The sequence below is a fragment of the Nocardia sp. NPDC055321 genome (assembly GCF_053645575.1).
The window spans coordinates 63,910-90,416 of sequence record NZ_JBSHMS010000005.1 but is presented as its reverse complement, the minus strand read 5'-3'; the positions used below and the strand labels follow the sequence as shown (position 1 = coordinate 90,416).

26 protein-coding genes are annotated in these 26,507 nt (G+C 70.2%); 14 read left to right on the top strand and 12 right to left on the bottom strand.

The window, feature by feature from the left end:
• Positions 1 to 150: 150 nt before the first annotated feature.
• The gene (locus ACWIGI_RS09535) at positions 151 to 714 is read right to left on the bottom strand and encodes a class I SAM-dependent methyltransferase (protein ID WP_454201911.1); all 564 of its coding nucleotides are present in this window, start codon (positions 712 to 714) and stop codon (positions 151 to 153) included.
• A gap of 54 nt (positions 715 to 768) precedes the next feature.
• Between ACWIGI_RS09535 and ACWIGI_RS09530 the strand changes: the two genes are divergently transcribed.
• Together ACWIGI_RS09530 and ACWIGI_RS09525 are read left to right on the top strand one after the other, a co-directional pair.
• Positions 769 to 1,536: a helix-turn-helix domain-containing protein gene (locus ACWIGI_RS09530; protein ID WP_454201910.1), complete on the top strand. Its 768-nt coding sequence runs from the start codon at positions 769 to 771 to the stop codon at positions 1,534 to 1,536.
• 82 nt (positions 1,537 to 1,618) lie between these two features.
• Positions 1,619 to 1,924, top strand: a complete 306-nt coding sequence (locus tag ACWIGI_RS09525) for a DUF1905 domain-containing protein (protein ID WP_454201909.1) — start codon at positions 1,619 to 1,621, stop codon at positions 1,922 to 1,924.
• A 154-nt stretch (positions 1,925 to 2,078) separates the two neighbouring features.
• On the opposite strand, the gene ACWIGI_RS09520 is transcribed toward ACWIGI_RS09525, so the two are convergent.
• On the bottom strand, positions 2,079 to 3,812 hold the full coding sequence (locus ACWIGI_RS09520) for a DEAD/DEAH box helicase (protein ID WP_454202261.1): 1,734 nt from the start codon (positions 3,810 to 3,812) through the stop codon (positions 2,079 to 2,081).
• A gap of 104 nt (positions 3,813 to 3,916) precedes the next feature.
• On the opposite strand from ACWIGI_RS09520, the gene ACWIGI_RS09515 reads away from it, so the two are divergent.
• Positions 3,917 to 5,050: a YihY/virulence factor BrkB family protein gene (locus ACWIGI_RS09515; RefSeq protein ID WP_454201908.1), complete on the top strand. Its 1,134-nt coding sequence runs from the start codon at positions 3,917 to 3,919 to the stop codon at positions 5,048 to 5,050.
• 68 nt (positions 5,051 to 5,118) lie between these two features.
• Here ACWIGI_RS09515 and mbp1 read toward each other — a convergent pair whose 3' ends face one another.
• Entirely contained in the window at positions 5,119 to 5,364 is a 246-nt protein-coding gene (gene mbp1 / locus ACWIGI_RS09510) for a microaggregate-binding protein 1 (protein WP_454201907.1), read from the bottom strand.
• Between the two features lie 197 nt (positions 5,365 to 5,561).
• On the opposite strand from mbp1, the gene ACWIGI_RS09505 reads away from it, so the two are divergent.
• The gene (locus ACWIGI_RS09505) at positions 5,562 to 6,071 is read left to right on the top strand and encodes a flavin reductase family protein (protein WP_454201906.1); all 510 of its coding nucleotides are present in this window, start codon (positions 5,562 to 5,564) and stop codon (positions 6,069 to 6,071) included.
• A 197-nt stretch (positions 6,072 to 6,268) separates the two neighbouring features.
• Here ACWIGI_RS09505 and ACWIGI_RS09500 read toward each other — a convergent pair whose 3' ends face one another.
• The gene (locus tag ACWIGI_RS09500) at positions 6,269 to 6,979 is read right to left on the bottom strand and encodes a phosphodiesterase (protein WP_454201905.1); all 711 of its coding nucleotides are present in this window, start codon (positions 6,977 to 6,979) and stop codon (positions 6,269 to 6,271) included.
• A 188-nt stretch (positions 6,980 to 7,167) separates the two neighbouring features.
• On the opposite strand from ACWIGI_RS09500, the gene ACWIGI_RS09495 reads away from it, so the two are divergent.
• Positions 7,168 to 7,389 (top strand): hypothetical protein, encoded by a 222-nt coding sequence (locus tag ACWIGI_RS09495; protein ID WP_454201904.1) that lies wholly within the window; start codon positions 7,168 to 7,170, stop codon positions 7,387 to 7,389.
• A gap of 6 nt (positions 7,390 to 7,395) precedes the next feature.
• On the opposite strand, the gene ACWIGI_RS09490 is transcribed toward ACWIGI_RS09495, so the two are convergent.
• Positions 7,396 to 8,115: a PAS and ANTAR domain-containing protein gene (locus tag ACWIGI_RS09490; RefSeq protein WP_454201903.1), complete on the bottom strand. Its 720-nt coding sequence runs from the start codon at positions 8,113 to 8,115 to the stop codon at positions 7,396 to 7,398.
• Between the two features lie 150 nt (positions 8,116 to 8,265).
• On the opposite strand from ACWIGI_RS09490, the gene ACWIGI_RS09485 reads away from it, so the two are divergent.
• Positions 8,266 to 8,607, top strand: coding sequence for a MerR family transcriptional regulator (locus ACWIGI_RS09485; protein WP_454201902.1), 342 nt, complete (start codon positions 8,266 to 8,268; stop codon positions 8,605 to 8,607).
• Between the two features lie 39 nt (positions 8,608 to 8,646).
• Here ACWIGI_RS09485 and ACWIGI_RS09480 read toward each other — a convergent pair whose 3' ends face one another.
• A complete protein-coding gene (locus ACWIGI_RS09480; RefSeq protein ID WP_454201901.1) occupies positions 8,647 to 10,464 on the bottom strand; it encodes a hypothetical protein in 1,818 nt (605 codons plus the stop codon).
• A 220-nt stretch (positions 10,465 to 10,684) separates the two neighbouring features.
• On the opposite strand from ACWIGI_RS09480, the gene ACWIGI_RS09475 reads away from it, so the two are divergent.
• Entirely contained in the window at positions 10,685 to 11,530 is an 846-nt protein-coding gene (locus ACWIGI_RS09475) for a 3-hydroxybutyryl-CoA dehydrogenase (RefSeq protein ID WP_454201900.1), read from the top strand.
• 222 nt (positions 11,531 to 11,752) lie between these two features.
• On the opposite strand, the gene ACWIGI_RS09470 is transcribed toward ACWIGI_RS09475, so the two are convergent.
• Positions 11,753 to 11,986 carry a DUF3039 domain-containing protein gene (locus ACWIGI_RS09470; protein ID WP_454201899.1) on the bottom strand — a complete coding sequence of 78 codons (234 nt, stop codon included), beginning with the start codon at positions 11,984 to 11,986 and terminating at the stop codon, positions 11,753 to 11,755.
• Between the two features lie 167 nt (positions 11,987 to 12,153).
• Between ACWIGI_RS09470 and ACWIGI_RS09465 the strand changes: the two genes are divergently transcribed.
• Positions 12,154 to 12,513: a DUF3099 domain-containing protein gene (locus ACWIGI_RS09465; RefSeq protein ID WP_454202260.1), complete on the top strand. Its 360-nt coding sequence runs from the start codon at positions 12,154 to 12,156 to the stop codon at positions 12,511 to 12,513.
• A 22-nt stretch (positions 12,514 to 12,535) separates the two neighbouring features.
• On the opposite strand, the gene ACWIGI_RS09460 is transcribed toward ACWIGI_RS09465, so the two are convergent.
• Entirely contained in the window at positions 12,536 to 13,774 is a 1,239-nt protein-coding gene (locus ACWIGI_RS09460; protein WP_454202259.1) for an MFS transporter, read from the bottom strand.
• A 299-nt stretch (positions 13,775 to 14,073) separates the two neighbouring features.
• Between ACWIGI_RS09460 and ACWIGI_RS09455 the strand changes: the two genes are divergently transcribed.
• Positions 14,074 to 15,051 (top strand): GlxA family transcriptional regulator, encoded by a 978-nt coding sequence (locus ACWIGI_RS09455; RefSeq protein WP_454201898.1) that lies wholly within the window; start codon positions 14,074 to 14,076, stop codon positions 15,049 to 15,051.
• A complete protein-coding gene (locus ACWIGI_RS09450) occupies positions 15,048 to 15,776 on the top strand; it encodes a VOC family protein (RefSeq protein WP_454201897.1) in 729 nt (242 codons plus the stop codon). Before ACWIGI_RS09455 ends, ACWIGI_RS09450 begins: the two co-directional genes overlap by 4 nt.
• Before the next feature lie 11 nt (positions 15,777 to 15,787).
• Here the strand turns inward: ACWIGI_RS09450 and ACWIGI_RS09445 are convergent, their stop codons facing one another.
• Positions 15,788 to 16,384 (bottom strand): F0F1 ATP synthase subunit B family protein, encoded by a 597-nt coding sequence (locus ACWIGI_RS09445; RefSeq protein WP_454201896.1) that lies wholly within the window; start codon positions 16,382 to 16,384, stop codon positions 15,788 to 15,790.
• Between the two features lie 254 nt (positions 16,385 to 16,638).
• Here ACWIGI_RS09445 and ACWIGI_RS09440 point away from each other — a divergent pair, with 254 nt between their 5' ends.
• The 3 genes from ACWIGI_RS09440 (at position 16,639) to ACWIGI_RS09430 (ending at position 20,882) form a co-directional block, all read left to right on the top strand.
• Positions 16,639 to 18,156, top strand: a complete 1,518-nt coding sequence (locus tag ACWIGI_RS09440; protein WP_454202258.1) for a DUF7782 domain-containing protein — start codon at positions 16,639 to 16,641, stop codon at positions 18,154 to 18,156.
• Between the two features lie 455 nt (positions 18,157 to 18,611).
• Positions 18,612 to 19,580 (top strand): sigma-70 family RNA polymerase sigma factor, encoded by a 969-nt coding sequence (locus tag ACWIGI_RS09435; protein WP_354987040.1) that lies wholly within the window; start codon positions 18,612 to 18,614, stop codon positions 19,578 to 19,580.
• A gap of 438 nt (positions 19,581 to 20,018) precedes the next feature.
• Positions 20,019 to 20,882, top strand: coding sequence for an alpha/beta fold hydrolase (locus ACWIGI_RS09430; RefSeq protein WP_454201895.1), 864 nt, complete (start codon positions 20,019 to 20,021; stop codon positions 20,880 to 20,882).
• Positions 20,883 to 21,301: 419 nt separating this feature from the next.
• Here the strand turns inward: ACWIGI_RS09430 and ACWIGI_RS09425 are convergent, their stop codons facing one another.
• On the bottom strand, positions 21,302 to 22,123 hold the full coding sequence (locus ACWIGI_RS09425; RefSeq protein WP_454201894.1) for a helix-turn-helix domain-containing protein: 822 nt from the start codon (positions 22,121 to 22,123) through the stop codon (positions 21,302 to 21,304).
• A gap of 86 nt (positions 22,124 to 22,209) precedes the next feature.
• On the opposite strand from ACWIGI_RS09425, the gene ACWIGI_RS09420 reads away from it, so the two are divergent.
• Positions 22,210 to 23,076, top strand: a complete 867-nt coding sequence (locus ACWIGI_RS09420; protein ID WP_454201893.1) for an NAD(P)H-binding protein — start codon at positions 22,210 to 22,212, stop codon at positions 23,074 to 23,076.
• Positions 23,077 to 23,088: 12 nt separating this feature from the next.
• Here the strand turns inward: ACWIGI_RS09420 and ACWIGI_RS09415 are convergent, their stop codons facing one another.
• Entirely contained in the window at positions 23,089 to 23,559 is a 471-nt protein-coding gene (locus ACWIGI_RS09415; protein ID WP_454201892.1) for a hypothetical protein, read from the bottom strand.
• Positions 23,560 to 23,678: 119 nt separating this feature from the next.
• On the bottom strand, positions 23,679 to 26,447 hold the full coding sequence (gene ppc / locus ACWIGI_RS09410) for a phosphoenolpyruvate carboxylase (protein ID WP_454201891.1): 2,769 nt from the start codon (positions 26,445 to 26,447) through the stop codon (positions 23,679 to 23,681).
• Between the last annotated feature and the right edge of the window lie 60 nt (positions 26,448 to 26,507).

Here is a 26,507-nt window from a genome sequence, read left to right as displayed (position 1 = left end):
CGACACGTCCATCACTTTCACCCGGGGAATCACAGGACACTGCGACATCGCACGCTGATGGCCGGCACGCCCGGAAGCGGAACCCCCTGCGCCGGACCGGACCTCGACGACTCCGACACCGACCCGCTCGCCGCGAAACCGGCCGGACAGTCAGGGGCGGCGGGCTCGGAAGCGGAACATCGTCGGGTTGGAGCGGACCTCTATGTCGGTGAAGCCCGCGGACTTCAGGCGGGCGGGGAGGGTCGTGGGCGGGACTGGGACGCAGACATCGTTCACGTGCATCAGGCGGAAGGGGAGGGTGTCGCGGCCGTCTATGCCGGCGAACACGCCGCCGGGGCGCAGGACGCGGAACGCCTCGGCGAAGAGGGCGTCCTGGCGGGCGGGAGTGGGGACGTGGTGGAACATCGTGAAGGCGACCACGGCGCTGAAGTCGTTGTCCGGCAGGGGCATCGCGGTGCCGTCGCCGTGTACGACGTCGAGGCGGGGGTGGCGGGCGCGGAGGCGGGCGGCCAGGGCGGCGTCGATCTCCAGGCCGGACAGGGCCGCGGTGCGGGTGCGCAGGGCCGCGACGTTCGCGCCGTAGCCGGGGCCGATCTCGAGGGTCCGGTCGCCCAGGTCCAGGCCGGACAGGGCCCACGGAACCAGGGTGGTGGTGCTGGCGCGCTCCCAGAGGGTGGAGCGGCAGCCCAGTTGATGGAAGTAGTTCATGCCCATGGCTCGACGGTAGGCACGCGACGCCGGGGGCACGAGCGGCTACGGTGACAGACTGTGTCGCCAAACGGTCAAGCGCCGGTCGTCGCCGCACCGGGGGGACCCACCGCCATGGTTTTCGGGGCGGGACGGCTGCCGCCCGGGCACTGGTTCGACGAGCACGAGCATCCGCAGCATCAGATCGCCTGGGCCGCACGGGGAGTCATCACCGTCGAGGTGGGCGCGGGCCGCTGGGTGCTGCCGCCGACGCGGGCGCTGTGGATTCCCGGCGGTGTCGGTCACCGCACCGGCACGTACGCGGGCGCCCTGATTCGCGGGATCTACCTCGAACCGGACCGCACCCCCGTGCGCTTCCCCGAACCAACGCTGTTGCGGGTCTCGCGATTACTGCGTGAACTGTTCGACCATCTGACCTCCGGCACCACCACCGCGGCCGAACGCGAACGCGCCGAGACCGTCATCTTCGACCAGCTCGAGCCCGTGCGGGTCAGCCCCCTGGGCGCACACCTGCCCGAGGATCCGCGCGCCCGGGCAGTCGCCGAGATCCTGCTCGCCGATCCCGCCGACCCCCGCACCCTGGCCGAACTCGCCGCCACGGTGCCGGTGGCGCCCCGCACGCTGGCCCGCGCGTTCCTCGCCGATACCGGAACGACGTTCGGCCACTGGCGAACCCGGATCCGCCTGTCCGCCTCCCTCCCCCTGCTGGCCGCCGATCTCCCCCTGGCCCGCATAGCGACCCGGGTCGGCTACGCCACCCCGAGCGCCTACGCCGCCGCCTTCCGCCGCGAGGTCGGACTGACCCCGCGCGAGTACTTCGCGCGCTGAACGCCCCCGCTCGGAACCCGAGTCGTTCGATGTCGCGGTGACTACCACCGAAGGTGTCGGTGGCCGGCGCTACGGTCGAGCCATGGCGAACGCGCGGTACGGCTTCGACGGGGAGCTGTGGGAGTGGGAGGGCAAGGCCTCGTGGCATTTCGTGAGCGTGCCGGAGGAGCTCGCCGATGAGATCGAGGCGCTGCACGGGCACAACGCCAACGGGTTCGGGTCGGTGAAGGTGCACGCGACCGTCGGGAAGACCACCTGGACCACGTCCATGTTCCCGGACAAGAAGCGGGCCACGTACATCCTGCCGGTGAAGAAGCCGGTCCGCGTCGCCGAGGATCTGGCCGCCGGCGAGGCGCTACACGTGGACATCGAGATCGCCGCGAGCTGAGCCCGCACCGAGCCGGCGAGGGCGGGCGGCAGCGCGAAACCGGGCTCTGTACCAGGCGTCCGGCCGGGTCAGGACACGAGGATCCCGGCGGCCGAGTGCGCAGCGGGTCCGCGGCGAGCGGACCGGTATGCGCCTGCCGCGAACCGGGTCGCGGCTACGAACGTCTCAGCGCCGCGATGCGCTCGACCAACTGGTCGGCGGTCGCCAGCGCGGTCGGCGGCCCGCCGCACTCGCGGCGCAGGTCGCCGTGAATCACCCCGTGCGGCTTGCCGGTCCGGTGATGATGCATCGCCACCAGGCTGTTCAGCTCGCGCCGCAGCTCGCCCAGTTTGTCGGCCGTGGCGGCCCGCTCGGCCGCAGCCACCCCGCCCGCACCGCCCGGCCGCCCGGAATCGGCTGCCGCACTGCGCTCCTGGAGCTGACGGCTCTGCCGGTCCTGCAGAAGGGTGCGCATCTGGTCGGCGTCGAGCAGCCCCGGAATCCCGAGGTAGTCGGCTTCCTCGTCACTGCCGGAGAAGGTCGCGGTGCCGAACGAATCGCCGTCGTAGATGACCTGATCGAGCTCGGCGTCCGCGGCCAGCGCGACGAACTTCTTCTCCTCCTCGCCGGGTTCGTCCTTCTGCTTGTTGGCGTCGATGAGGAGCTCGTCCTCGAGCGAGTTGGCCTCGCGATGCGGCTTGCCGATCACGTGGTCGCGCTGCACCTCGAGCTGCGCGGCGAGGTCGAGCAGCACCGGCACCGAGGGCAGGAAGACGCTCGCGGTCTCCCCCGTTCTGCGCGCACGCACGAACCGGCCGATGGCCTGCGCGAAATACAGCGGCGTCGACGCGCTGGTGGCGTACACGCCGACCGCCAGGCGCGGCACGTCCACGCCCTCGGACACCATGCGCACCGCAACCATCCACGGGTCGGTGCTGTTACTGAATTCGCCGATCCGATCCGAGGAGCCGGGATCGTCCGAGAGCACCACGGTCGGCTTGGTGCCCGAAATATGTTCGAGCAGTTCGGCGTAATCGCGCGCCTTGTCCTGGTCGGTGGCGATGACCAGGCCACCCGCGTCCGGCATGCCGGTGGCGCGCAGCTGGCGCAGCCGGGTGTCGGCGGCCTGCAGCACCTTGGACATCCAGTCCCCGGCCGGGTCCAGGGCGGTGCGCCACGCGCGCGCGGTGTGCTCGGGGCTCAACGGCTCGCCCAGACGCGCGGAGTACTCGTCGCCGGCGCTGTCGCGCCAGTGCGCCTCACCGGAGTAGGCGAGGAAGACCACGGGCCGCACGACGCCGTCGGCCAGCGCCTCGGAATAGCCGTAGGTGTGGTCCGCGCGCGACTTCTCGAAACCAGACTCGTCGGCCTCGTAGGTGATGAACGGGATCTTGGAGTCGTCGCTGCGGAACGGGGTGCCGGTGAGCGAGAGCCGCCGGGTGGCGTCGCCGAACGCCTCCTCGACCGCGTCACCCCAGCTCTTGGCGTCACCGGCGTGGTGCACCTCGTCCATGATCACCAGCGTGCGCCGGTTCTCGGTGCGCACCCGGTGCTTGAAGGGGTGCGAGGCGACCTGGGCGTAGGTGACCACGACACCGTGGTAGTCCGCCGAGGTGGACCCGGTGGTGTTGGAGAAGTTCGAGTCCAGCTGCAGGCCGATGCGTGCCGCCGAGGCCGCCCACTGGTGTTTGAGGTGCTCGGTCGGCGCGATCACCGTCACCTGATCGACCGTGCGGTCGGTGAGCAGCTCCGAGGCCACGCGCAGCGCGAAGGTCGTCTTGCCGGCGCCGGGCGTGGCGACGGCGAGGAAATCGCGGGGCTTGCTCGTCAAATATTTGGTGAGAGCCCTGCGCTGCCATGCACGTAACGAACCGCCACCACCCGAAGTCACTCGGTAGAGAGTAGCGATCGGAACCGACACTCCACCAATCCGACACAGCACCGAGTAGTGCCGCACGACACATCATGGGTCCGCGCACATTCGAAACCCTGGTGGGAGATGCTGTAGCAACGATGAACGAGCACGAGAATCCCCAGCAACACGCCGACGCCCCCGCGCCGGACGGGACGAGCGTGCGCGCCGCCACGCGCTGGGGACGCATTCGTCAGCTCATCGCCCATGTCGCGGTGAAGGCGTGGAACGACTCGATCTTCGCGAAGTCGGCGGCGGCGGCGTTCTGGCAGACGTTGTCGCTGGCCCCGCTGCTGCTGGGCCTGCTGGGCAGTCTCGGCTACGTCGGGCACTGGTTCGGGCCCAACACGGTCGGCATCGTGGAATCGAAGATCATCACCTTCAGCCGCGAGCTGTTCAGCCCGAGCGTGGTCGACGATCTCATCGCACCCACCGTCACCGACGTGCTCAAACGCGGGCACAGCGGAGTGGTCTCGGTCGGTTTCGTGCTGTCGCTGTGGGCCGGCTCCTCGGCCATGGCGACCTTCGTGGACGCCATCACCGCCGCGCACGGGCAGGCCAACGCCCGGCACCCGGTCTGGCAGCGCATCTTCGCGCTGTGGCTGTACGTGCTGTTCCTGGTGGCGTCGGTGCTGATTCTGCCGCTGGTGGCGCTGGGACCCTCGCTCATCGGGCGCGTGCTGCCCTCGGGCTGGCGCGAACCCGGCCTGCGGCTCATCGACTCGTTCTACTACCCGGGTGTGGGCCTGCTGCTCATCGCGGGTCTGGCCACGCTGTACAAACTCGCCCTGCACCGCACGCTGCCGTTCCATCGCCTGTTCGGCGGTGCGCTGGTGGCGGGTGTGTTCTTCATGACGGCCAGCGAGGGGCTGCGCAGATACCTGTCCTGGATCACCAGAACCGGGATCAGCTACGGCGCGCTCGCCACGCCCATCGCGTTCCTGCTGTTCACGTTCTTCCTCGGTTTCGCGGTCATCCTGGGCGCGGAGTTCAACGCCAGCGTGCAGGAGTTCTGGCCGGCTCGCGACACCCGCATGGCCCAGATCCGGCGGTGGTGGGAGGCGCGCAACCGAAGACGCGAGGCCGAAGCGACCACCGCCGATCCGGAGATCGGCCCCGCTCGCCCGCCGGTGCGGATCAGCAAGGACGCGCGGCCCGGACCGCCCAGTCCGCACGATCACGCCGGGACCGGACGCGACGGCGACGGCAGATTGTTCCCGTCCGGCAGTCGATAACCGCACGAAAAAGGGCGGCGGAGCATGTGCCCCACCACCCTGCGCAGATCTGGAAGTCTCGCGCGAACCTAGCGCTGCTGATGAGCGCGCTGGCGCTGCTCGTCGAGTTCGGCCCGGGCCCGTTCCTTCTCGGCCTCGGCTTCCTTCTTCGCCGCGTCGCGCTGCGACTGCGCCTTGTCCTGCTGGCTACGGCCTTCTTCCCGCAGTCCCTCGTTGCCGAAAACGGTGCCGGCGGCCTCCTTGGCCTTGCCCTTCGCACCCTCGACGACGCCTTCGAAGCCTTCGCGCGGGCCACTCTTGTCATGTTCGGACATGGGATGTTCCTCCCGATCGATTAACAGTGACATTCCGGGCCTACCCGCGAGTTCGGAGCCGAAACAGATTCTGGGACACAGAGATTCGAGTCACTTCGGCTCGCGGCAGCGCGCCGGGCGTCCGCGCGCGATACGCGCTAAGTAGGCTGAACGCGCCGGTTCGGCCGCCACGTTCACGCGAGCTGGGGAGAATCCGCGTGCCACCTACCGCACAGACGACGAACAACACCTTCGACTCGCTCATCGCGCGGGCCGACGATTCGATGTGGATCGTCACCACGGTCGCGGACGGCGAGCGCGCGGGCTGCCTGATGGGTTTCGGCACCCAGGTCAGCATCGAACCGCGCCGTTTCCTGGCCTGTCTCTCCAAACGCAATCACACCTACCGTGTCGCGGCCCGCGCCGACCACATCGCGGTGCATCTGCTCCCCGCCGAGGGTCTGGCGCTCGCGCAGCTCTTCGGCGCCGAAACCGGCACCGAGATGGACAAGTTCGAGCACAGCGATTGGCGGGCGGGCCCGCATACGCTGCCGATCCTCACGGCGGTGTCGGGCTGGTTCACCGCCGAGATCGTGGGAACGACGGACCTGGGCGACCATGTCGGCTTCCTGCTCGCGCCCACGGCGGCCGAGGTGCCGACGACGGAGTCCGAGCTGCCGTTGCGATTCGCCGCGGTGGCGGACCTGCGCCCGGGTCACCGCGCCTGACACCCGATCCGCCTCCGTACCACCCGCTCGCCTCGCCATCGAGGCGACCGTCGCCGGTGACGGTGCGCGGTCCGGAAGCCGCGCCGTCGTCGCGGAGCGGTGGGCTCGTTTTTCGGACATTGTTCGCGTACCCCGCGAGCCCGGGATCAATCCACACGTGTCCCGATGAACCGGCGAATCCGGCGGTCCGTGCGCGATCAGTCGCGAGCGAACAGCGCGTCGGCGTAGTCCGCGTCGGCGGGTCGGCCGCGGCCCGAACGGCTTCCGTTGTAGGCCCATTCGCGGACGACCGCGAGCGCCTTGGGCAGCATGTCGACGTCGGCGGGGCGGTTCCGGATCGGGTCGAAGTAGGTGGGCGCGGCGCCGACCTCCAGCTCGCTCACCATCAGGTGGGCCAGGGTTCGAGCCGGACCGGTGCGCGGGGTGGCGGTCAGTTCGAATCCGGTGCCGCCGTCGCTCACACCGGCGGACAGGTCGGTGAGGTCGGCGGTGCCGGGCTGCGGGGCCGCCGGACGCGCTCCGAGCCACAGCGCGGGCCCGTCCTCGAACCGGTAGGGCATGAGGCTGCCGTAGCGGGCGGATTCCCAGCCGCGCACGGGCAGCGGAAGCAGGCGGGTGGCCGTTCCGGTGCCGGTGGTGGCCAGGGCCAGATCCCACGGGCGCTCGTCCCGGTCCAGCACGCGCAACGCCAGCCCGAGCACGTCGGGGATACCGCCCGGCAGCCCGGTGCCCTTCGAAATCCGTACCGCCGCCGGGCGTTCCGCGGTTCCCAGCAGCTTCTCGAACTGCGGATCCACCACGTGCAGCATGCCCGCGAAAGGCACGCCGCTCGGATGGAACACTCGCCCCCGTCGCACCTTCGCCACCGCGGCGAATACCCCGGAAACGGTGTTGTCGATCACGCCCACGTTGTCCTCCTGGCGGGTTCCTGCTACTTCGGCGAGTAATACCCGGGCAGGTCACACTGAATCGACCGGGCTCGAACCCGGTGTTCACCGGCTTTCCGGCGCCTGACCGGGCGTGTGTACAAAGCGGCGAATCGGGCACACCAGAGGGGGCAGGTTCCGCTCCGCGATCGATTACCGAAGGAGTCGTCATGGTCGACGAAGGTGTGTACCGCGTCCGGTTCGCCCCGCAGTGCCCGGCCGAGGGCGAGGCCTTCGGTGAGCGCCTGCGCGAACTCGGCGGCATGCTCGTGTACGGCGCCTACCCGGGGCCGGTGGTGGTCTGGCTGACCGCGCCCGCGGCCCTGGAACTGGCGGACCTGGCGCTGGTGGACAGCGTGGACAGCGTCACCGGGGACTACGCCCTGTCCTGATCCGGCTCAGGTGCTCGGCGGGATCCGTTCGTGCAGGGTGAGCAGCAGGTGGTCGAAGGCGGCCACGGTCACCGGGGACTCGGCCGGCACCGCCGGGAGTTCGAGGATCAACTGCTCGGCCAGCAACCGCAGTTTCACGTTGGCTTCCTGAGACCGCCACGCGAGCACGCTGAACGCCTGCTCCGCGCTGATGCGGTACATGCGCATCAGCACGCCCTTGGCCTGTTCGATCACCGCGCGCGCCTGCACCAGTTCGGGCAGGCGCTCGTCGACCGCGACCTGTTCGGCGAAAGCGAGGGTCTCGCTGAGGTCGATGTAGAAACCGCTGGTGCCCACCGAGATTCCGTCGTCGCCGAGGATGCGGTCCGCGACCACCATGACCGTGTGTTCCTGCCCGGCGGTGTCCAGGAACCGATGCCTGCTGGAGAACGGCAGGCCCTGTTCGACGGAACGCCCGATCGACGCCGCCACCAGGTCGCGATCGTCCGGATGTTTGTGTGCCAGTAGCAGTTCGGTGGTCGGCTCGATCTGACCGGGCGCGTACCCGTGCATGCGGTACAGCTCGGGTGACCATTCCCAGCGCTGGGAGGCGAACCAGAACCGGAAGCTGCCCGTCATCGGCCCGGTGCGCGGGGGCGATGCCTGCGCCCCGGCGAGGTCCGTCCGTGGCTCGGGTGCGCGCCCACGATGCGAGGTGGGCAGGTGCGGGCGATGCTCGCGCGTCATCGGATGACCCTCCTGTTCGGATGACGTCGTTTATGGTTCGCCTTGCATAGAATATCTATGGCAACAGGTACAGATTTCTTTTAGCATTCATGCGATAAAGTCGCAATACCTACCCAGAGAGTTTCTCGCGCACGCCGAGGAGGACTGCCCGTGCCCGATCCCGGGGCGCCCCTACCCGACCCCCATCTGCCCGATGCCGCGCGCGGCGTCTACGGCATCTCGGTGGCCGCCGAGCTGGCCGGCATCAGTGTGCAGACCCTGCGCCTGTACGAGCAGCACGGCCTGCTCACCCCCGCGCGCAGCGCGGGCGGCACCCGCCGATTCAGCGGCGACGACCTGGCCCGCCTGCGCCGCATCACCGATCTGACCGACCAGGGCGTGAACCTGGCCGCCATCGCCCGGATTCTCGATCTCGAGGATTCGAACGCCGACCTCACCGCCGACAACCGGCGCCTGGCCGACGACAACCAGCGCCTGCGCGACCAGTCCTGATCCGGCCGGCGGCGTCCGGTCACCGCACGCGCCCGCCGATCACCGCTCCGCGTTGCGGGCGAGCATGTCCCAGGCCAGGGACCGGTAGGTCTCGTCGACCCAGGGGCAGGCCAGGACGAGATGGCAGAACGAGTCCAGGATCGACACCGCGCGGGAGCTCGCGGCGTGACACAGATCGACGAAGCGGAAGCAGATCGCGAAGCCGATGTCCTCCCGGGTGTCCGGGTCGGTCCAGGCGACCGTGACCAGGGCCATCGCGGCGGCCTCGCAGACCCAGTCCTCCGGACCGTGGAGCAGATCGAAAAGCGCTGTGCGCCGAATCGATTCGAGCCACGGCTGCTCCACGCCATGATGGGCCACACCCAGGCACGCGAACACCTGCACGGCGCGGATCCACAGATCGGGATTGCGGACCAGGTAGGGATGCCCGGCCTCGTCGTCGCGTGGCGCGGGCGGACGCGCCAGGGCGCCGAGGAGACCGGGCAGGGAGATGCCGGACAGCGCGACGGCGTGGTCGTAGGCGGCGATCGGATGCGGCCAGCTCAACTGCGCTGTGCGCCTGATCTTCTCGGCCGACTCGGGCATCGGGCGCGGGAACACCGGCTCGGCGATCCGGGCATCGTCCCGGTAGCGCCAGACCTCGATACCGGACCGGTCCCAGTCGGCGGTGCCGGTCCGGGGGTCCGGGAATCCGACGTCCGTGACGGTGATCTCGGCGCGCGGGATCACCCGGCGCACGGTCATCAGCGCGCTCGGCGGTTCGATCGCCGACACCGCGCACTCGATCTCGATCGATTCCGGGTCCGCCACCTGATCGAGCACCTGGCGCAGCGCGTTCATGATCGATTCGGTCGACGCGTGGACGCCGCCGAGCCAGGGCAGGTCTGCGCAGAATCGCACGAGGAGGTCGGCGGCGTAGCGGTGCTCGGGGTACTCGCGCAGATGGTCGGCCAGCGCGACCAGATGCGTTGTGTCCCGGTCGATTCGATAGCGCAGCCCGAGCAGCGCCGGCGCGGCCTTCTCGTGATCGGGCGTGGTCTCGACCACCCGCAGCAGCCACGGCAGCCCGAGCTCGGGGTGACCGGTGTCGGCGTGCAGTTCGGCGAGGTCGACGTGCAGGTAGTCGTCGGAGGGATCGCGGCGCAGCTGTTCGGTCCACACCGCGATCGCCTCGGGCGCGCGGTCCATCGCGCGGTACACGTTCCCGAGCATGATGCTCGACATCCGCCCCGGGTCCAGGCGATACGCCCGCTCCGCGAAGGACTCCGCGCGCCCGAACGCGGTCATGCGCCGCGCCAGCCCGGAACCGATCGCCAGCAGGCCGGCGTCGTGCGCGTGCAGTTCGACCGCGGCGCACAGCACCCGGTACAGCGGCGCCATCGCCGTGCGATCGGGCTCGGGCACCGGTTCGGGCAGCTCCCGATTGAGCGCGAGCAGCGCGTTCAGAATAGTGTCCGCGCCCAATTCGCCCGCCAGTCCGGGCCGTTCGAGCCACGGCACCCGCGACCACGGCAGGCTCGGGTCGTAGGCGACGACCTGGGCGAGCAGGGACACCGCGGCGTCCAACTGCCCGGCCGCCGCCAGCAGGTGGGTCCGCGCGGCCATCGCGCCGATGTAGGGCCGGTCCGGCGGGTACAGCGCCAGCGCGGCCTCGGGTCCCCCGGCCGCCGCCCCCAGCCTCGCCAGTACCTCGTGCGCCTCCGGCAGCCCGGGGTCCAGGTGCAGTGCCGCGGCGACATGGTCCGCCGCGTGCGCGAGGTCCCCGCCGTCGAGCGCGAGCACCGCCACCGCGACCTCGCCCTGCGCCTCGACCCGGGCGTCGCCGAGCCCGTCGTTCGTATCCGATACCGCTGCCATCGCTCCCCATCGTTCGCCAGGTCCGGACCATGATGTCGGACCGCGCCGCCATCTCGCCAGCCGCGAATATCACTGGCGCGGTGGGTATCCCGTCCCGCGGCGGCCACCCGTACCGCGCGTGCGTGCCGTGGCGGACCTCACAATCGGTGCCCGATGGGAAGTGGGGGCGGACGCGTCGACGAAGATGGTCGTGCGAAATTTTCGAGCGCAAGGAGAAATAGTGGAACGCATCGGCGTGATCGGCGGCGGCACCATGGGTGCCGGTATCGCCGAGGTGGCTGCCCGCAACGGCAGCTCGGTCCTGGTTCTCGAACGCGACACCGAGGCGGCCGACGCGGCCGTGGGCCGCATCGAGAAGTCCCTGGCGCGGGCGGTGAAGTCCGGCCGCCTCGAGCAGGCCGACGCCGATGCCGCCCGGGCGCGCATCACCCTCACCACCGCCATCGACGACTTCGCGGACCGCGAGCTGGTCATCGAGGCCGCGCCGGAGATCGAGTCGCTCAAGGCCGACTTCTTCACCAAGCTCGACGGCATCGTCTCCCCCGAGACCATCCTGGCCACCAACACCTCCTCGATCCCGGTGATCCGGCTGGCCAACGCCACCGCGAACCCGGCCCGCGTGGTGGGCGTGCACTTCTTCAACCCGGTGCCGGTGCTGCCGCTGGTGGAGATCGTGGTGACCCTCAAGACCGATCGCGCGGTCGTGGACAAGGTGACCGCCTACGCGCGCGACGTGCTGGGCAAGCGCACCATCGAGTCCAAGGATCAGGCGGGCTTCATCGTCAACGCCCTGCTGATTCCGTACCTGTGCAGCGCGATTCGCATGTTCGAGACCGGCTTCGCCTCGGCCGAGGACATCGACGAGGGCATGGTCAGCGGCTGCGCCCACCCGATGGGCCCGCTGCGCCTGTGCGACACCGTCGGCCTGGACGTGACCCTGGCCGTAGCCGAGTCCCTCTACGCCGAGTTCGGCGAGCCCCAGTACGCGCCGCCGGTGCTGCTGCGCCGCATGGTGGACGCGGGTTACCTCGGCCGCAAGACCGGCCGGGGTTTCTACACCTACTGAGTTCGGCAGACCGAGTTCGCCACGAGGCGCCCGAAGCGATTCGGGCGCCTCGTGCGTTTGCGGGCCCCGGCCGCTCGGCGTGGCCATGGATTTCATCACGATCGACGGCGCGTCCCGCGCCGTGGCCCCCGCCACCACCCGACCCCCGCTGAAACCGACGCCAAGGAACTGCTGAACCTCTGGGCGCACACAGCCCGGTTCAGCAGTTCACCGCTCGATCAGCTAGTCCTTCTTCATCATTTCGTAGACCTTCTTGCAGTCCGGGCAGACCGGGGAACCGGGCTTGGCCGAACGCGTGACCGGGAAGACCTCGCCGCAGAGGGCGACGACGTGGGTGCCCATGACCGCACTCTCAGCGATCTTGTTCTTCTTCACGTAGTGGAAGACCTTGGGCGCGTCGTTGTCGGTCGTCTCGTCGGTGGTCGTATCCGGGCGGACCAGGGTGTCTGTGCTCACCCCGTCCATGATGCCAGCCCGCGGCCGGCGCATCACCGTTACCACCGCCATGTGCATTCGGCGAGCCGGAGTGCAAGACTCGGGTAATGCAGCGTGACGGCGATTCTCAGGCCGAGGTCAGCGGCGGCGGCGATCGCCCCGAGGCGGAAATCCTTCCACCCGGCTCGATGCCGATGCCCGAGCGCAAGTCACAGGGCTTCTTCGTCGGTGAGAAGGAGCACCCGGCCCTGATCACCGAGGCCGCGACCTCGCTGGATCAGCAGCATCGCAACCGCGTCCGGCGCTACGTCATGATCATGGCTTTCCGGATCCCCTGCCTGGTCGGCGCCGCGATCGCCTACACCCTGTGGGAGAACTGGGTGATCTCGCTGCTCATCATCGGCGTGTCGATTCCGCTGCCGTGGATCGCGGTGCTGATCGCCAACGACCGGCCGCCGCGCACCAAGGAGGAGCCCAGCCGCTGGGACGGGCGGCGCGAGGAGCAGGCGGCGCTCGAAGCCCGCTCACATCGCACCATCGAATCCTGACGCCCGTTCGTTGTGACGCCCGTCAATTCACCGCCGCGGGCAACCGCCGGATGCTCAGCGACATGAGCGCCGCCAGCGCGCACAATCCGCCGGCGATGTACCAGGCCAGGGTGTAGCTGCCCTGCAGATCGCGGATCAGGCCCGCACCGAAGGCCGCGATCGCCGCCCCCACCTGGTGCGAGGCGAAGATCCAGCCGAAGGCCACCGGCCCGTCGTCCCCGAAGTGCGCCCGGCACAGCGCCACCGTCGGCGGCACGGTCGCGATCCAGTCCAGCCCGTAGAAGATGACGAACGCCCACATGCTCGGCTCGACGTCCGGTGCGAAGAGCGCGGGCAGAATCAGCAGCGACAGCCCGCGCAGCGAGTAGTACACGACCAGCAGGTAGCGCGAGTCGACGCGATCGGTGAACCAGCCCGAGGCGATGGTGCCCGCCACGTCGAACACCCCGATGAGCGCCAGCAGCCCGGCCGCCGTGGTGGCGGGCATGCCGTGATCGTGGGCCGCGCTCACGAAATGGGTGCCGATGAGCCCGTTGGTGGACATGCCGCAGATGGCGAATCCGCCTGCGAGCAACCAGAACACGGGCTTGCGCACGATGGTCCCGAGGACGGTGAGCGCGCGCAGCGCCCCGCCGGGCGCGGGATTGCGCACCCCGACCGTGCTGCCGGGCTCGGCCCCGTACGCGGTGACGCCGATATCGCTGGGATAGTCGCGAATGAAGAGCCACACCAGCGGCACGACCCCCAGCGCCAGGCCCGCCACCACCAGTGACGGTGCGCGCCAACCGTGGTCGTTGGCCAGCGCCGCGACAAGTGGCAGGAACACCAGCTGCCCGGCCGCCCCCGCCGCGGTGAGCACGCCGGTGACGAGCCCCCGCTGTGCGACGAACCACCGCCCGGTGATCGTCGCCACGAACGGCATGGACATCGACCCGACGCCGACCCCGACCAGCAGTCCCCAGGTCACCATGAGCTGCCACGGCTGGGTCATGAACACGGTCAGCCCCGCGCCCGCCGCCACCAGCACCAGCGCGCAGGCCACCACCCGGCGGATGCCGAACCGGTCCATGAGCGCCGCCGCGAACGGCGAAATCAGCCCGTACAGCAGCACGTTCACCGAGACGGCCGCCCCGATGGTGCCGTGCGACCAGCCGAACTCGTCGTGCAGCGGCGCCATGAGCACCCCGGGCACCGACCGGAAGGCTGCCGCGCCCACCAGCGCGACGAAGCCGACGGCCGCCACGATCCACGCCGGATGCAGCCGGGCGGGCCGGCCGTCCCCGGCGACCGCGACCCGATCCGTCCCCGGAGCGGCGTCGGCCCGGTCCCGCGACGCGTCGCCGGCGCCATCCGACGCCGCGGACTCCCGCGCCGCGACGCCTGGCGCGCCGTCGAGTGTCGGTGCCCCGGGTGCTGATTCGAGGGCCGGGTCGTCTCGGAGTTCGCTCACCGGTCGAGCCTGACCGACGCGCGCCTCGCGCACGAGTGGCCTGAATGACACAATGCATCGATATCCGGCCAAAGATGCGTCGCCGGCCGAGGATTCGAAGGGATGCCGCGATGCCCGAACCACACCTGGTGGCCGTGCTGGCGCTGGAACCGATCGTCGGCTTCGACATGACCATCCCGCCGCTGGTGCTCGGCGCCGCGCGGGACGAGGCGGGCAATCCGCTCTACGACGTGCGCGTGTGCGGACTCGGCACCGGGCCGGTGGCCTCCACGAACGGCTACGCCATCGTCCCCGAGTGCGGCCCGGAGCTGCTGGCCCGCGCGGGCACCGTCATCGTGCCCGGCACCCGCGTCGCCGGACCCCGGACCCGGGGCCTGCTCGACCCCGACCTCGCCGCCGCCCTGGCTACGATCGCGCCCGGAACCCGCATCGTGTCCATCTGCACCGGCGCGTTCGTGCTCGGCGCGGCGGGCCTGCTGGACGGCAGGCGCGCGACCACGCACTGGAAGTTCGCGGAGATGTTCCGCTCGCTCTACCCGCGCGTCCACCTGGATGAGAACCTGTTGTTCGTGCAGGACGAGAATGTCTGGACCGCAGCGGGTTTGGCGGCGGGCATCGACCTGTGCCTGCATCTGATCCGCACCGATCACGGCAGCGCCGCGGCCAACCACGCGGCCCGCTACTGCGTGGTGCCGCCGTGGCGCGAGGGCGGTCAGTCCCAGTTCATCGAACGGCACGTGCCCGAGCCCGGCGTCGACGGCACCGCCCCGACCCGCCTGTGGGCGCTGCATCACCTCGACCACGAGCTGGATCTGGCCGCGCTGGCCGCGCACGCGCACATGAGCGTGCGCACCTTCACCCGCCGCTTCAAGGCCGAGACCGGAATGGCGCCCGGGGCATGGGTGTTGCAGCAGCGCCTGCGGCACGCCCGCCATCTGCTGGAGACCACCGACCTGACCATCGACGACGTGGCGCGCCGCGCGGGCATGGGCGCCGCCGCCGCGCTGCGCCATCACATGCGCGCCGAACTCGGCGTGCCACCGCTGGCCTACCGCAAGACCTTTCGCGAACACTGGGAGACGGCATGACAATTCGCTGGACCTGGGCCTTCCTCGACCGTCCCGCAGCGCATTTCGACGGATGCGCCGAGTTCTGGACCACGGTCACCGGAACCCGCCTGTCACCCCGGCGCGGCGCGGAGGGCCAATTCGTCACGCTGCTACCGGATTCCGGCACACCCGCGGTGAAGATGCAGGTGCTGGAGGGCGCACCGCGCGTGCACCTGGATCTCGACGTCGACGATGTCCGGGCCGCGGCCGAGCGCGCCGTCCGCCTGGGCGCGACGCCGGTCCTGGAGCAGCCCAGCTACACCGTGCTGCGCTCCCCGCACGGTATGACCTTCTGCTTCACCACCGCCGAGGACGGCGTCGGCGAGCGGTCCCCCGCGTTCACCGCGCCCGGCGGCGAGCAGACCCGCCTGGACCAGATCTGCCTCGACATCGGCCCGTCCGATCATGCCGAGGAGGCGCGGTTCTGGACCGAATTGACCGGCTGGACACAGCATTCGAGCACCCTGCCGGAATACTCGCGCTTGAAACCCGACCCCGCGCTGCCGCTGGGCCTGCTGCTGCAGAAGCTCGGCACGGATCGCCCCACCTCGGCCCATATCGACCTGGCCTGCACCGACATCGAAGCCAGTGCGGCCTGGCACGCCGGCCTCGGCGCGAAACGGATCGAGACCGGACGCAGCTGGATCGTCATGGCGGATCCGGCCGGTCAGCCGTACTGCCTGACGAGCAGGCCGCCGGCCTGACATCGCGCGGCTCAGCCGAAGCCGGGTAGCGGCCGCCGGTGCGCCGAATTCGCCAGTGCCTCCAGGCCGTCGAGGAATCGTTCGACGCTCTCGGACCTGGGACGCCGGTCGTCGGCGGGCTCGCGCGCGCCTTCCCCGGCGAGGTCGACCAGGGCCGCCGACAGGTCGGTCTCCAGATCGCGCACGCGCTGTTCGCTCGAGTACAGGATCAACTCGCCCCGCCGCCGTATCCGGTCGACCTCCTCCGCCGCGGCCTGGCGCATCTGCTCGAGGATGCTCTCGGCGTCGGCCCGAGCGTCCGCGCGCATACCGTCGAGTTCGGCCCGGGCTTCGGCGAGTGCGCTGTCGTAGGCGGCTTTGACGTCGACCAGCTGATCGGTCGGCGCTTCGGCGTCCGCGAGCCGACGCCGAATGGCGCCCCGGGCCGATTCCACGACCTTGCGCACCGGCGGCACAACGCTTTTGATCGACGCGCCCAGCACCACCGCGACAATGATGTAGCCGCCCAGGGACAGTCGGCCCATCACACCCGTGGCCGACATTACAAGTACGCCGAACGCGGCCGTGACAACGGCCACCCGGCAGATCCGCGACACTTTGACGACCACGAGAACACCGCCTTGCCGACGATCCCAGCAACCATGGGATCCACCATGATCGAACGATACACCCGCGAACCAGGTTGGGTTACAACAATTCTGGGCTCACCTGCGCGTCCGCGCGTGTCCCCGCAGAATTCTTTTGCGATGTTTGGTAAGCACTTTTCCAGCGATTGGGCGCTGCTTTTACCCGGCTTGGCCGGACCCCGCGAACCCCACCCACCGGCCGACCCCCGACGAGCGCGATGGCAGAGTTCGATGCCATGCCGACGAATCAGACGACCACCTCGTCCCCGCTCGCCGACCTGGCCCCGGACCTGCGCACGGCTTTCGTCCGCGTCGGCTACGACGCCGTGACGCTCCTCGAGGCTCTCGGCCCGGCCACCCACGCCGCGCTGAGCCGCCAGGAACCGGTGCCGGTGCGGCGGGCCGCCCGCGCGCTGGGCGAACTCGGCACTCTCATCCGCCTGCTGCTGCTCGGCGATCCCATGCCCGAGCGCGAGGTCGCGGCCGCGCTGGCCCCGGCCGATATCGCGCACGCGGTCGCGGCCGGACTGCTCGAACGCGACGGCTCGCAGGTGCGCGCGGCCCTGGATCTGCGCCCGATGGATCTGGGCGCGGGCACCCAGTGGATGTTCTCGGACCTGGACGACTCGATGCGCAGGCGCACCCTGGACACCGATCACGTCCTCGGCGTCGGGCAGGCCTCGCTGTCGCTGCTGCAGGCCACCCCGACCCGCCCGGTCGGCAGCGTGCTGGACCTGGGCACCGGCTGCGGCGTCCAGGCCATGCACGCCACGACCTACGCGGGCACCGTCACCGGCACCGATGTGAACCGGCGGGCGCTGTGGCTGGCCGAGGCCACCGCGCGGCTCAACGACGTGGATGTCGAACTGCTGGAGGGCTCCTGGTTCGAGCCGGTGGCCGGGCGTCGTTTCGACCAGGTGGTGGCCAATCCCCCGTTCGTGGTCGGCCCGGCCCGCGTCGAGCACACCTACCGCGATTCCGGCCTGGCCCTGGACGGGGCGAGCGAGCTGGTGATCTCCTCGGCGCCCGACCTGCTCGCGCCCGGCGGCACCGCGGCGATGCTGTCCGCGTGGGTGCATGTGACGGGTCAGGATTGGCGCACCCGGGTGTCGAGCTGGCTGCCCGATCACGGCGTCGAGGCGTGGGTGGTGCAGCGCGACATCGCCGATCCGGCCCTGTATGTGGGCACCTGGCTGCGCGACGCCGGCCTCGACCCGCGCGACCCGCGGGCGCAGGAGCGCGCCGAGACCTGGCTCGAGGCCCTCGCCGCCAATGACGTGGACGGCATCGGATTCGGATTCGTCTATCTCCGCGCGATCGACGGGCCCACCGAACTGCTGGCCGAGGACCTCACCCACCTGTTCGACGACCCGCTCGGTCCCGAGGCGCTGCGCTACTTCGAGCGCTCGGCCTGGCTGCGCGCGGTGGACAACGACCCCGAGCGCATCCTGGCCTCCCGGTTCGAGGTCGATCCGGCGACCGCCCTGGAACGGGTCTACCTGCCCGGCGCCGAGGGCTGGGAGCAGCAGGTCGCGCGCCTGCATCGCGGTGACGGGCCGCGCTGGCAGCACGAGGCCGATGACGCGACGGCCGCGCTGCTGGCCGGTATGCGCCCGGACGGGCTGCCGCTGAGCGATCTCATCGATCTGCTCGCGTTCGGTGAGACCGGGACGATGGCGACGCCGGACTTCGTCGCCGCGGCGCTGGGCATCGTGGTGAGTCTGGTCCGGCACGGGCTCATACATCCGCGCTGACCCTTCCGGCGTGTCCGCTCCGCTTGTACTCCTCTCCCGTCTCGGCCACCGGCGCCCGCGCCCGGTGGCCGAGTCGTTTCCGTCCCGTGACCAGGCGTTTATCGTCGATCGGTGAGACGTATCACAATTTGGGGTTCAAGTCCGGGAACCTCGGGAATGCCTGTCTCGACCACTCCGTTGCACCAACTCCCCGTACGACGGCGGTAGGACAGTGCCCGTGATCACGTATTCGATTGTCGCGCTCCACAGTTCGGCATCGACGGCGGCAACCGCACGGACACCGGCCGCGACCGCCGGAGCGCCCATGTTCCCCGCAGTGCGCGCTTCTCAGGAACTTCTCAGCCGTGCGCCGTGAAAACCGCAGCTCAGATGCGGTTTATGAACGGCCCGGCGGGGAACTTTCTGGGTGTCGGGCCCGTTGAACGGAGCGAGACACCACCGACAGGAGGCAAGTCATGACAAGCCCCGCCACTACCTATGTGCGCCCCAGCGAACAGGACCTCGACGCCCAGAGCCCCGCTGCCGACCTGGTACGCGTGTACCTGAACGGAATCGGCAAGACGGCGCTGCTCACGGCCGCCGACGAGGTCGAGCTGGCCAAGCGCATCGAGGCGGGCCTCTACGCTCAGCACCTGCTGGAGACGAGCAAGCGGCTGTCCGCGGTCAAGAAGAAGGACCTCGCGATTCTCGTACGTGAGGGCCGTGCGGCGCGTCAGCATCTGCTCGAAGCCAACTTGCGCCTCGTGGTCTCTCTGGCCAAGCGGTACACCGGCCGCGGCATGCCGCTGCTGGACCTCATTCAAGAGGGCAATCTGGGTCTGATCAGGGCCATGGAGAAGTTCGACTACACCAAGGGCTTCAAGTTCTCGACGTACGCCACCTGGTGGATTCGTCAGGCGATCACCCGCGGTATGGCCGATCAGAGCCGCACCATCCGGCTCCCCGTCCACCTCGTGGAACAGGTCAACAAGCTGGCGCGCATCAAGCGCGAGCTGCATCAGCAGCTCGGGCGTGAGGCCACCGACGCGGAACTGGCGAACGAGTCCGGCATTCCGGTCGAGAAGATCGCCGACCTGCTGGATCACAGCCGCGATCCGGTGAGCCTGGACATGCCGGTCGGCAACGACGAAGAGGCCCCGCTCGGTGACTTCATCGAGGATTCCGAGGCCACCTCGGCCGAGAGCGCCGTCATCGCCGGCCTGCTGCACCGCGACGTGCGCGTGGTGCTGGCCACCCTCGACGAGCGCGAGCAGCAGGTCATCCGCCTGCGCTACGGCCTGGACGACGGCCAGCCGCGCACCCTCGATCAGATCGGCAAGCTCTTCGGGCTCTCCCGCGAGCGCGTACGCCAGATCGAGCGCGAGGTCATGACCAAGCTCCGCAAGGGCGAGCGCGCCGATCGCCTGCGCGCCTACGCGAGCTGACGCAGCGACGGGCTCGGCCGGACACCGCGGCCGGGCCCGCGACGCACTTCGGACCGTCTACGAGGCGCCGGTCCGATACGCGCCGGGCGGTTCCCGCTATCCGTACGTCCCCCTCCGGATAGCGCCGAGCCGTCCGGCGTTCGCCGTGTCCGGGCGGGTTCGATCCGCCGTGCCCGGTGTGCCTTGCCGCGGAAGCCTGGAGCTGGACGGCGTTCGCGCGTTCGACCGAGTCCGCGGGCGAATTCGACGGTCCGGCCGAACCGGCGGCGGGTCTGGGACACGTCCGGTACGGCCCGGAGGCCATTGTGCGCCAAGGTTGTTCGTCGCGGGTGCGGCGACTCGGTGCGGGCCGGTACGGTCGGACGCAGGGCCGGCCGTGCGACCGGGCGGGGACGGTGGCGCACGCGGCGGCGACGAACGACGCGGGGAGGGCGGCCGATGGCCGGGAACAGGCGGGAACCACCGGAATTGCTCGGCGGCGAGCAGTGGGTCGACGGTGTGCGATGTTCGGTGTTCGACAGCGGGCCGCGGGATCGCGCGGAGGCCGTGGTGTTCGTGCACGGCAATCCGGGGCCGATGGCGGACTGGAGCGAGATCGTCCCGGAGATAACCGGTTTCGCGCGGGTGATCGCGATGGACATGCCGGGATTCGGGCGGGCGCAGCGGCCGAAGTCGTTCGATCACAGCGTGATCGGGCACGCGCGGTTCCTGGGGCGGCTGCTCGATCAGCTCGGGGTCGAGCGGGTTCACCTGGTGCTGCACGATTTCGGCGGGGCGTGGGGCCTGCGCTGGGCGCTGGATCACCGGGCGCGGCTGCGCAGTCTCACGCTGATCGATTGCGGTGTGCTGGAGGGATATCGGTGGCACCGGTACGCGCGGATCTGGCAGGTGCCCGGGCTGGGTGAGCTCTTCCAGCTGCTGAGTTCGCCGCGTCTGATGCACATGGCGCTGAATCGGGACAATCCCCGGCCACTACCGCGCAGCTACATCGAACGGGTCGGCAGACACGCCGATTGGGGGCACAAGCGCGCGGTGCTGCGGTTGTATCGCTCGTCCCGGGATCCGGCCGGGGCGTTTCCGGAGCGCAATCTCGGCATCGAGGTGAACGGGCTGCCGACCTGCGTGCTCTGGGGGTCCGAGGATCCCTACATTCCGGTGCGATTCGCCGAGCAGCAGCGGCGGTATTTCCCCGAGGCGCAGGTGCACGTGCTTGACGGGCTGGGGCATTGGCCGTTCATCGACGACGCGGAGGCGGTGGCGACTCCCCTGACCGCGTTCCTGCGCGCCCACGTGGGATCGTGAGGCGTCTCGAATCCCGTTCAGCGCGTGGCGGATCCGAGGGCCCGGCAGCCCGTCGGGCCGGGAAGCTCACCCCGGAGGAACCGGCCGGGGGCAACGCCCATCCCCTGACCGCGTTCCTGCGCGCACATGAGATCGTGAGGCGGCCTCGAATCTCGTTCAGCGCGTAGTGGATCCGAGGGCACGGCAGCCCGTCGAGCCGGGAAGCCCACCTTGGAGGAACCGGCCGGGGGCAACGCCCATCCCGCGCGCACGTGAGATCGTGAAGTGCCTCGAATCTCGTTCAGCACGTGGCGGTTCCGAGGGCACGGCAGTCTGTCGGGCCGGGTAGCTCACCCTGGAGGAATCGGCCGGGGGCAACGCCTATCCCCTGACCGCGTTCCCGCGCGCACACGTCGGATCCTGAAGTGTCTCGATCTCGTTCAGCGCGTAGTGGATCCAAGTGCTCGGCAGTCCGTCGGGCCCGGTAGCTCGCCCCGGAGGAATCGGCCGGGGGTGACGCCCATGAGCGTGCGGAACTCCGCGGTCATGTGGGACTGGTCGTAGAAGCCCGCCGCCGCGGCCCGTTCCGACCAGGTAGTCTCACGCGTCTCCGCGAGTAGCCGGCGCAGTCGGGTGATGCGCGCGAAATGCTTGGGTGAGAGGCCGATTCCGGCGGTGAATAGGGTGCGGAGCTGGCGTTCGCTGACCGCGAGGCCCACGGCGAGAGCCGGGACCGATTCGGTCCCGGCGGCCATGGCGTCCAGCGCGCCGGCGAGCAGGCGGCGATGGTGACGTTGCGTCCGATTCTCGGTGAGTCGTTGCGGCAGTTGCGTTTCCAGCAGGGTGAGGGCTTCGTCGGCGTCGAGATCGGTGAGCCGGTCCGCGAAGTCGGCCGCGACGCCGGGCACCGCGCGGAGGGGGTACATCCGGTCGGTGAGGTCGTTGGCGGACAGGCCGAGCAGCGGCCGGGTCGCGCCCGGGGTCAGGCGCAGGCGTGTACAGCCCGCCGGGCGCTCGGGGGCGGTATAGGCGGCGCGGGTCTGCGGGCCGACGACGAAAGCGTCACGGCGGCCGGAGGGTTCGGTGCGCAGCACGATGGTGGTGGCGGTGTCCGGCACCCGGGTGAAGGCCGGTGGCAGGTCGTAGAGGGTGGGAATGTGCCCGATGCCGGTGATCCAGGGGCGCAGGGCGTCCGGCGGCGCGAGGGGTCGCTCGTAGCGTTCGTCGGTGATGAACGCGGCCGGGGCCTCGATGGTGGTCACCCCGCCACTGTAGGACCTTCGTGGCGCGGCCGTTCGTGCCGGACTTTCCTATAACCGGGCCCGGGTGCGGCGGCATCGTGGTTTCCATGATCGTGATTACCGGTGCCACGGGCACCATCGGCGGCGAAAGAGTCCGGCAGCTGGCGGCGCGGGGTGAACGGGTGCGGGCCGTGACCCGGGAACCGGAACGGGCCGCGCTGCCCGCCGGCGTGGAGGTGGTGCGCGGCGACTACACCGATTCCGCGTCCATGGCAGCGGCTTTCGCGGGTGCGGAGGCGGCATTCCTGGTGGGCGTGCTCGGGCCCGAGTACGTGGAACTCGATCGGGCGCTGGCCGCGGCCGCGGTGGCGGCGGGCGTGCGGCGGCTGGTGAAACTCTCGGCCATCGGGACCGGCGACACGGAGTTGGGCCGGGTCGGCACGTGGCATCTGCCGGGCGAGCGCGCGGTGCGCGAGAGCGGGGTGGCGTGGACGATCCTGCGGCCCAGCTCTTTCGCCACCAATTCCTACAGCTGGGCGGACCCGATTCGCGCCGGGCAGCCGGTCCCGAATCTGACGGGCACGGGCGCGCAGGGTGTGGTCGATCCGCGCGATGTCGCGGCGGTGGCCGTGGCAGCGCTGCTGTCCGACGCGCATTCGGGGCGCGTCTACACCCTCACCGGACCCGAGGCGCTGACCGCGCACGATCAGGCGGCGACGCTGTCCGCCGTGCTGGGCACGCCGATCGAGGTGGTGGACGTGCCGCACGAGATCGCCCGCGAGCACATGCTCGCCGCGGGGATGTCGGCCGAGTTCGCGGCGGGCGCGCTGGCCGGACAGGAGTACGTGCGCGCGGGCCGCAACGCCGTGGTCACCGCGGACGTGGAGCAGGTCCTGGGCCGCCCACCCCGCTCGTACGCGGAGTGGGCCCGAGATCACGCCCCGGGTTTCGCCGCGCCCGCTCCGGTGAACTGACGCGGCCGGCAGCTAGGACGAGCCCGCGCTCCCGGTGTCGACGCTGCCCTCACCGGCCGCGCAGCCGGGGGTGGCGGGCTGCGGGACGGGCTTGCTCCCGGCGGGCGCGTCGACCACGGTGATGGTGACCCAGTCCTTGTCCACGCCCTGCTTGGCGAAGATGGAGGCCCGCCCGGCCTTGGTCGGCACCCACGCCAGCCGCGCCTGCTGATCCGGCGACGAGAGCGTCACGGTGCCCAGGCACTTGGACCCGTTCAGGAACGTGACCTCCGGCTTGTTCCCCAGCCCGTCCTCGGCGTCGATGGTCGCGGTGAGGTAGTACAGCTGCCCGACGACGGCGTCCCCGTCCCCGAGCCCCTCCACGTCGACCGAGGTGATGTCGGCCGACGCGTTCGGCGCCATCACGAAGCTGACGGCCGCGACCGCCGCCGCCACCTGGACACCCCAGCCGATCCCGCGGCCGAGCCTGGCACTGGTGTTCATCGCACACTCCTGTTCATCTCCCCCCAGACTCGAGGGGTCGATGAACGCTAGCGTTTCACAAACTATGAAACATAGTGCTTTCACCAAATCCGCACCCCCGAATTCCCGGGGCCACGGCGTTAGCCGGAATTGCGCAGGGCGGTGGCCAGGCCGTTCATGGTCAGTAGGATCCCGCGTTCCACCAACTCGGAGGTGTCGCCGGCGCGGCGGCGGCGTAGGAGATCTATCTGGAGCTGATTGAGGGGTTCCAGGTAGGGGAAGCGGTTGTGGATCGACTCGGCCAGGGCGGGGTTGTCGGTCAGGAGGTCGTCGGCGCCGGTTATCGCGGCGTGCATCGCGGTCGTGCGGGCGAACTCGTCGCGGATCATGCCGAACACCGTCGCGCGCAGGGTCTCATCGGGGACCAGGTCGGCGTACGCGGCGGCGATGTCCATATCGGCCTTGGCCATGACCTGGGCCAGGTTCGACATCACGGTCCGGAAGAAGGGCCAGCGGCGGTGCAGGTCGGTCAGGGTCGCCAGGCGGGCCGGGTCGTCGCCGATCCACTGCTCCAGGGCCGTGCCGGTGCCGTACCAGCCGGGCAGCATGACCCGCGACTGGCTCCAGGCCATCACCCACGGGATGGCGCGCAGGTCCGAGACCGAGTTGGTGGGCTTGCGCGAGGCCGGGCGACTGCCGAGGTTGAGGTCGGCGACCTCGGCGATCGGGGTCGAGGCCCGGAAGTACTCGACGAAACCGGGGGTGTCGTGGACCAGGCCGGCGTAGGCCCTGCGCGCCAGTTCGGCCAGCTCGTCCAGGACTTCGTAGGCGGGTTCGGCATCCTCGCCGAGCCCTTCCACATCGAGCAGGGTGGATTCGAGGGTGCCCGCGACCAGGGCCTCCAGATTGCGGTACGCCGCACCGGAATCGGCGTACTTGGTGGAGATGACCTCACCCTGCTCGGTGAGCCGCAGCGAACCGCGCACGGCGCCGGCGGGCTGGGCGAGGATGGCGTCGTAGCTGCGACCGCCGCCGCGGCCCACGGTGCCGCCGCGACCGTGGAACAGCCGCAACCGGATTCCGGTCTTGCGCGCGGCCTCGACGAGATCGAGTTCGGCGCGGTAGAGCGCCCAGTTCGCGGCCAGGTAGCCGCCGTCCTTGTTCGAGTCGGAGTAGCCGAGCATGACCTCCTGCTGGCGGCCGCGCGCCGCCACCAGTCGCTGATACGCGGGCACTTCCATTGCGGCGGAAAGGATTTCCGCGCCATGGCGCAGATCGTCGATGGTCTCGAACAGCGGCACCACCCCGACCGGGCTGGACGGCGGGGTCTGCGCGTCGCCCGGATCGAGAATGCCGGCTTCCTTGAGCAGCAGCGCCGCCTCGAGCATGTCGCTGACCGAGGTGCACATGCTGATGATGTAGTTGGGCACCGTATCCGGGCCCAGATCCGCGATGGCGGAGCGCGCCGCGCGCACCACGGCGAGCTCCTTGGCGGCGAGCTCGCTGAGTTCGGCGGTGGGCCCGATGAGCGGGCGGCGCGTGGTCAACTCCGCCGCCAGCAGCTCCACCCGCTGCGCCTCGCCCAGGCTCGCGTAGTCGGAATGCACTCCGGCCCAGGCGAAGAGCTCGGCCACCACCTGCTCGTGCATTTCCGAGTTCTGCCGCAGATCCAGCCCCTGCAGATGGAATCCGAAGGTCTCCACCGCGCCGCGCAGGGCCGCGAGCTGATCGTCGGCGAGCAGGCCGTCTCCCGAGGCCCGCATGGACGCGTCGACGATGTTCAGCTCGGCGAGCAACTCCTCCGGCCCGCCGTAGGGTTCGGCGCCGACATCGATTCCCTCCGTGGGAATCTCGTCGAGCGCGGCGCGCGCGGTGGCGGTGAGCCGTGCCCGGATCCCGCGAATGGCGCGCCGGTAGGGCTCGTCGGCCCGCTGCGGCGAATCGTCGAATCCGGCGTCGGCGAGCGCCGCCAGCTCCGGCGTCACCGGCACCAGCCGCGCGGACTGCGAGAGCGTCTTCTCCAGCTCCACCAGCGACGTCGAGTACCGCTCGAAGGCGACCGAGCCGGCCCGGTGGGTGGCCCGGTGCACCACGTCGGCGGTGACGAACGGGTTGCCGTCGCGGTCACCGCCGATCCAGGAGCCGGGTCGCAGGATCGGGCGCGCGAGCAGCTCATGCTCGGGCCAGCGGGCGCGCAGGGCCGCGCGCACCTGATCGTTGATCCGCGGGATCACGTCGAAGAGCGTGAGGTCGTAGTACCGCAGACCCACCTCGATCTCGTCCTGAATCCGCAAGCGCGCCAGTCGAATCAACGCCGCGCGCCACAGCTGCAGCACCTGCCGGCGCAGATCGATCTCGATCTCGGCGAACTCCGGCTCGTGCTCGTCGTAGCGCTGGCGCCGCCGCATCAGCTCGGTGATCTTCGACTGCACGTCGAAGATGGTGCGGCGCCGGGTCTCGGTGGGATGGGCGGTGATGACCGGCGAGACCAGCGCGTCGGTGAGCAGCTCCGCCACCAGATCACCGTCGGGCCCGGCGGCGTCGAGTTTGCGGTAGGTCGCGGCGAGGCTGGAATCCTGCGGGGCCTCCCCCGCCGCCACGTGCACCGCGCGCCGCCGATCGCGCTGCAGATCCTCGGCCAGGTTCGCCAGCAGCAGGAAGTGGCTGAAGGCGCGGATCACCGGAATGGCCGTCCCGATGTCGGCGTCGCGCAGCATGTCCGCGACCGCGCTGCGATCGACCTCCGAACGCCGCACCTTGAACGCCTCGACGCGCACCCGTTCGATGAGATCGAACACCTCCGCGCCCTCGTGGTCGCGAATGGTGTCCCCGAGTATGCCGCCCAGGTACCGAATGTCGTCGCGCAGTGGCGCGGTGGCTGTGGCTGTCTCGATCTGGTTGTCTCGCACTACTGATCACCTCTCCGAGCCGACGATTATTCGAATATGGCCGTTCGCGCCCTCCGGCGG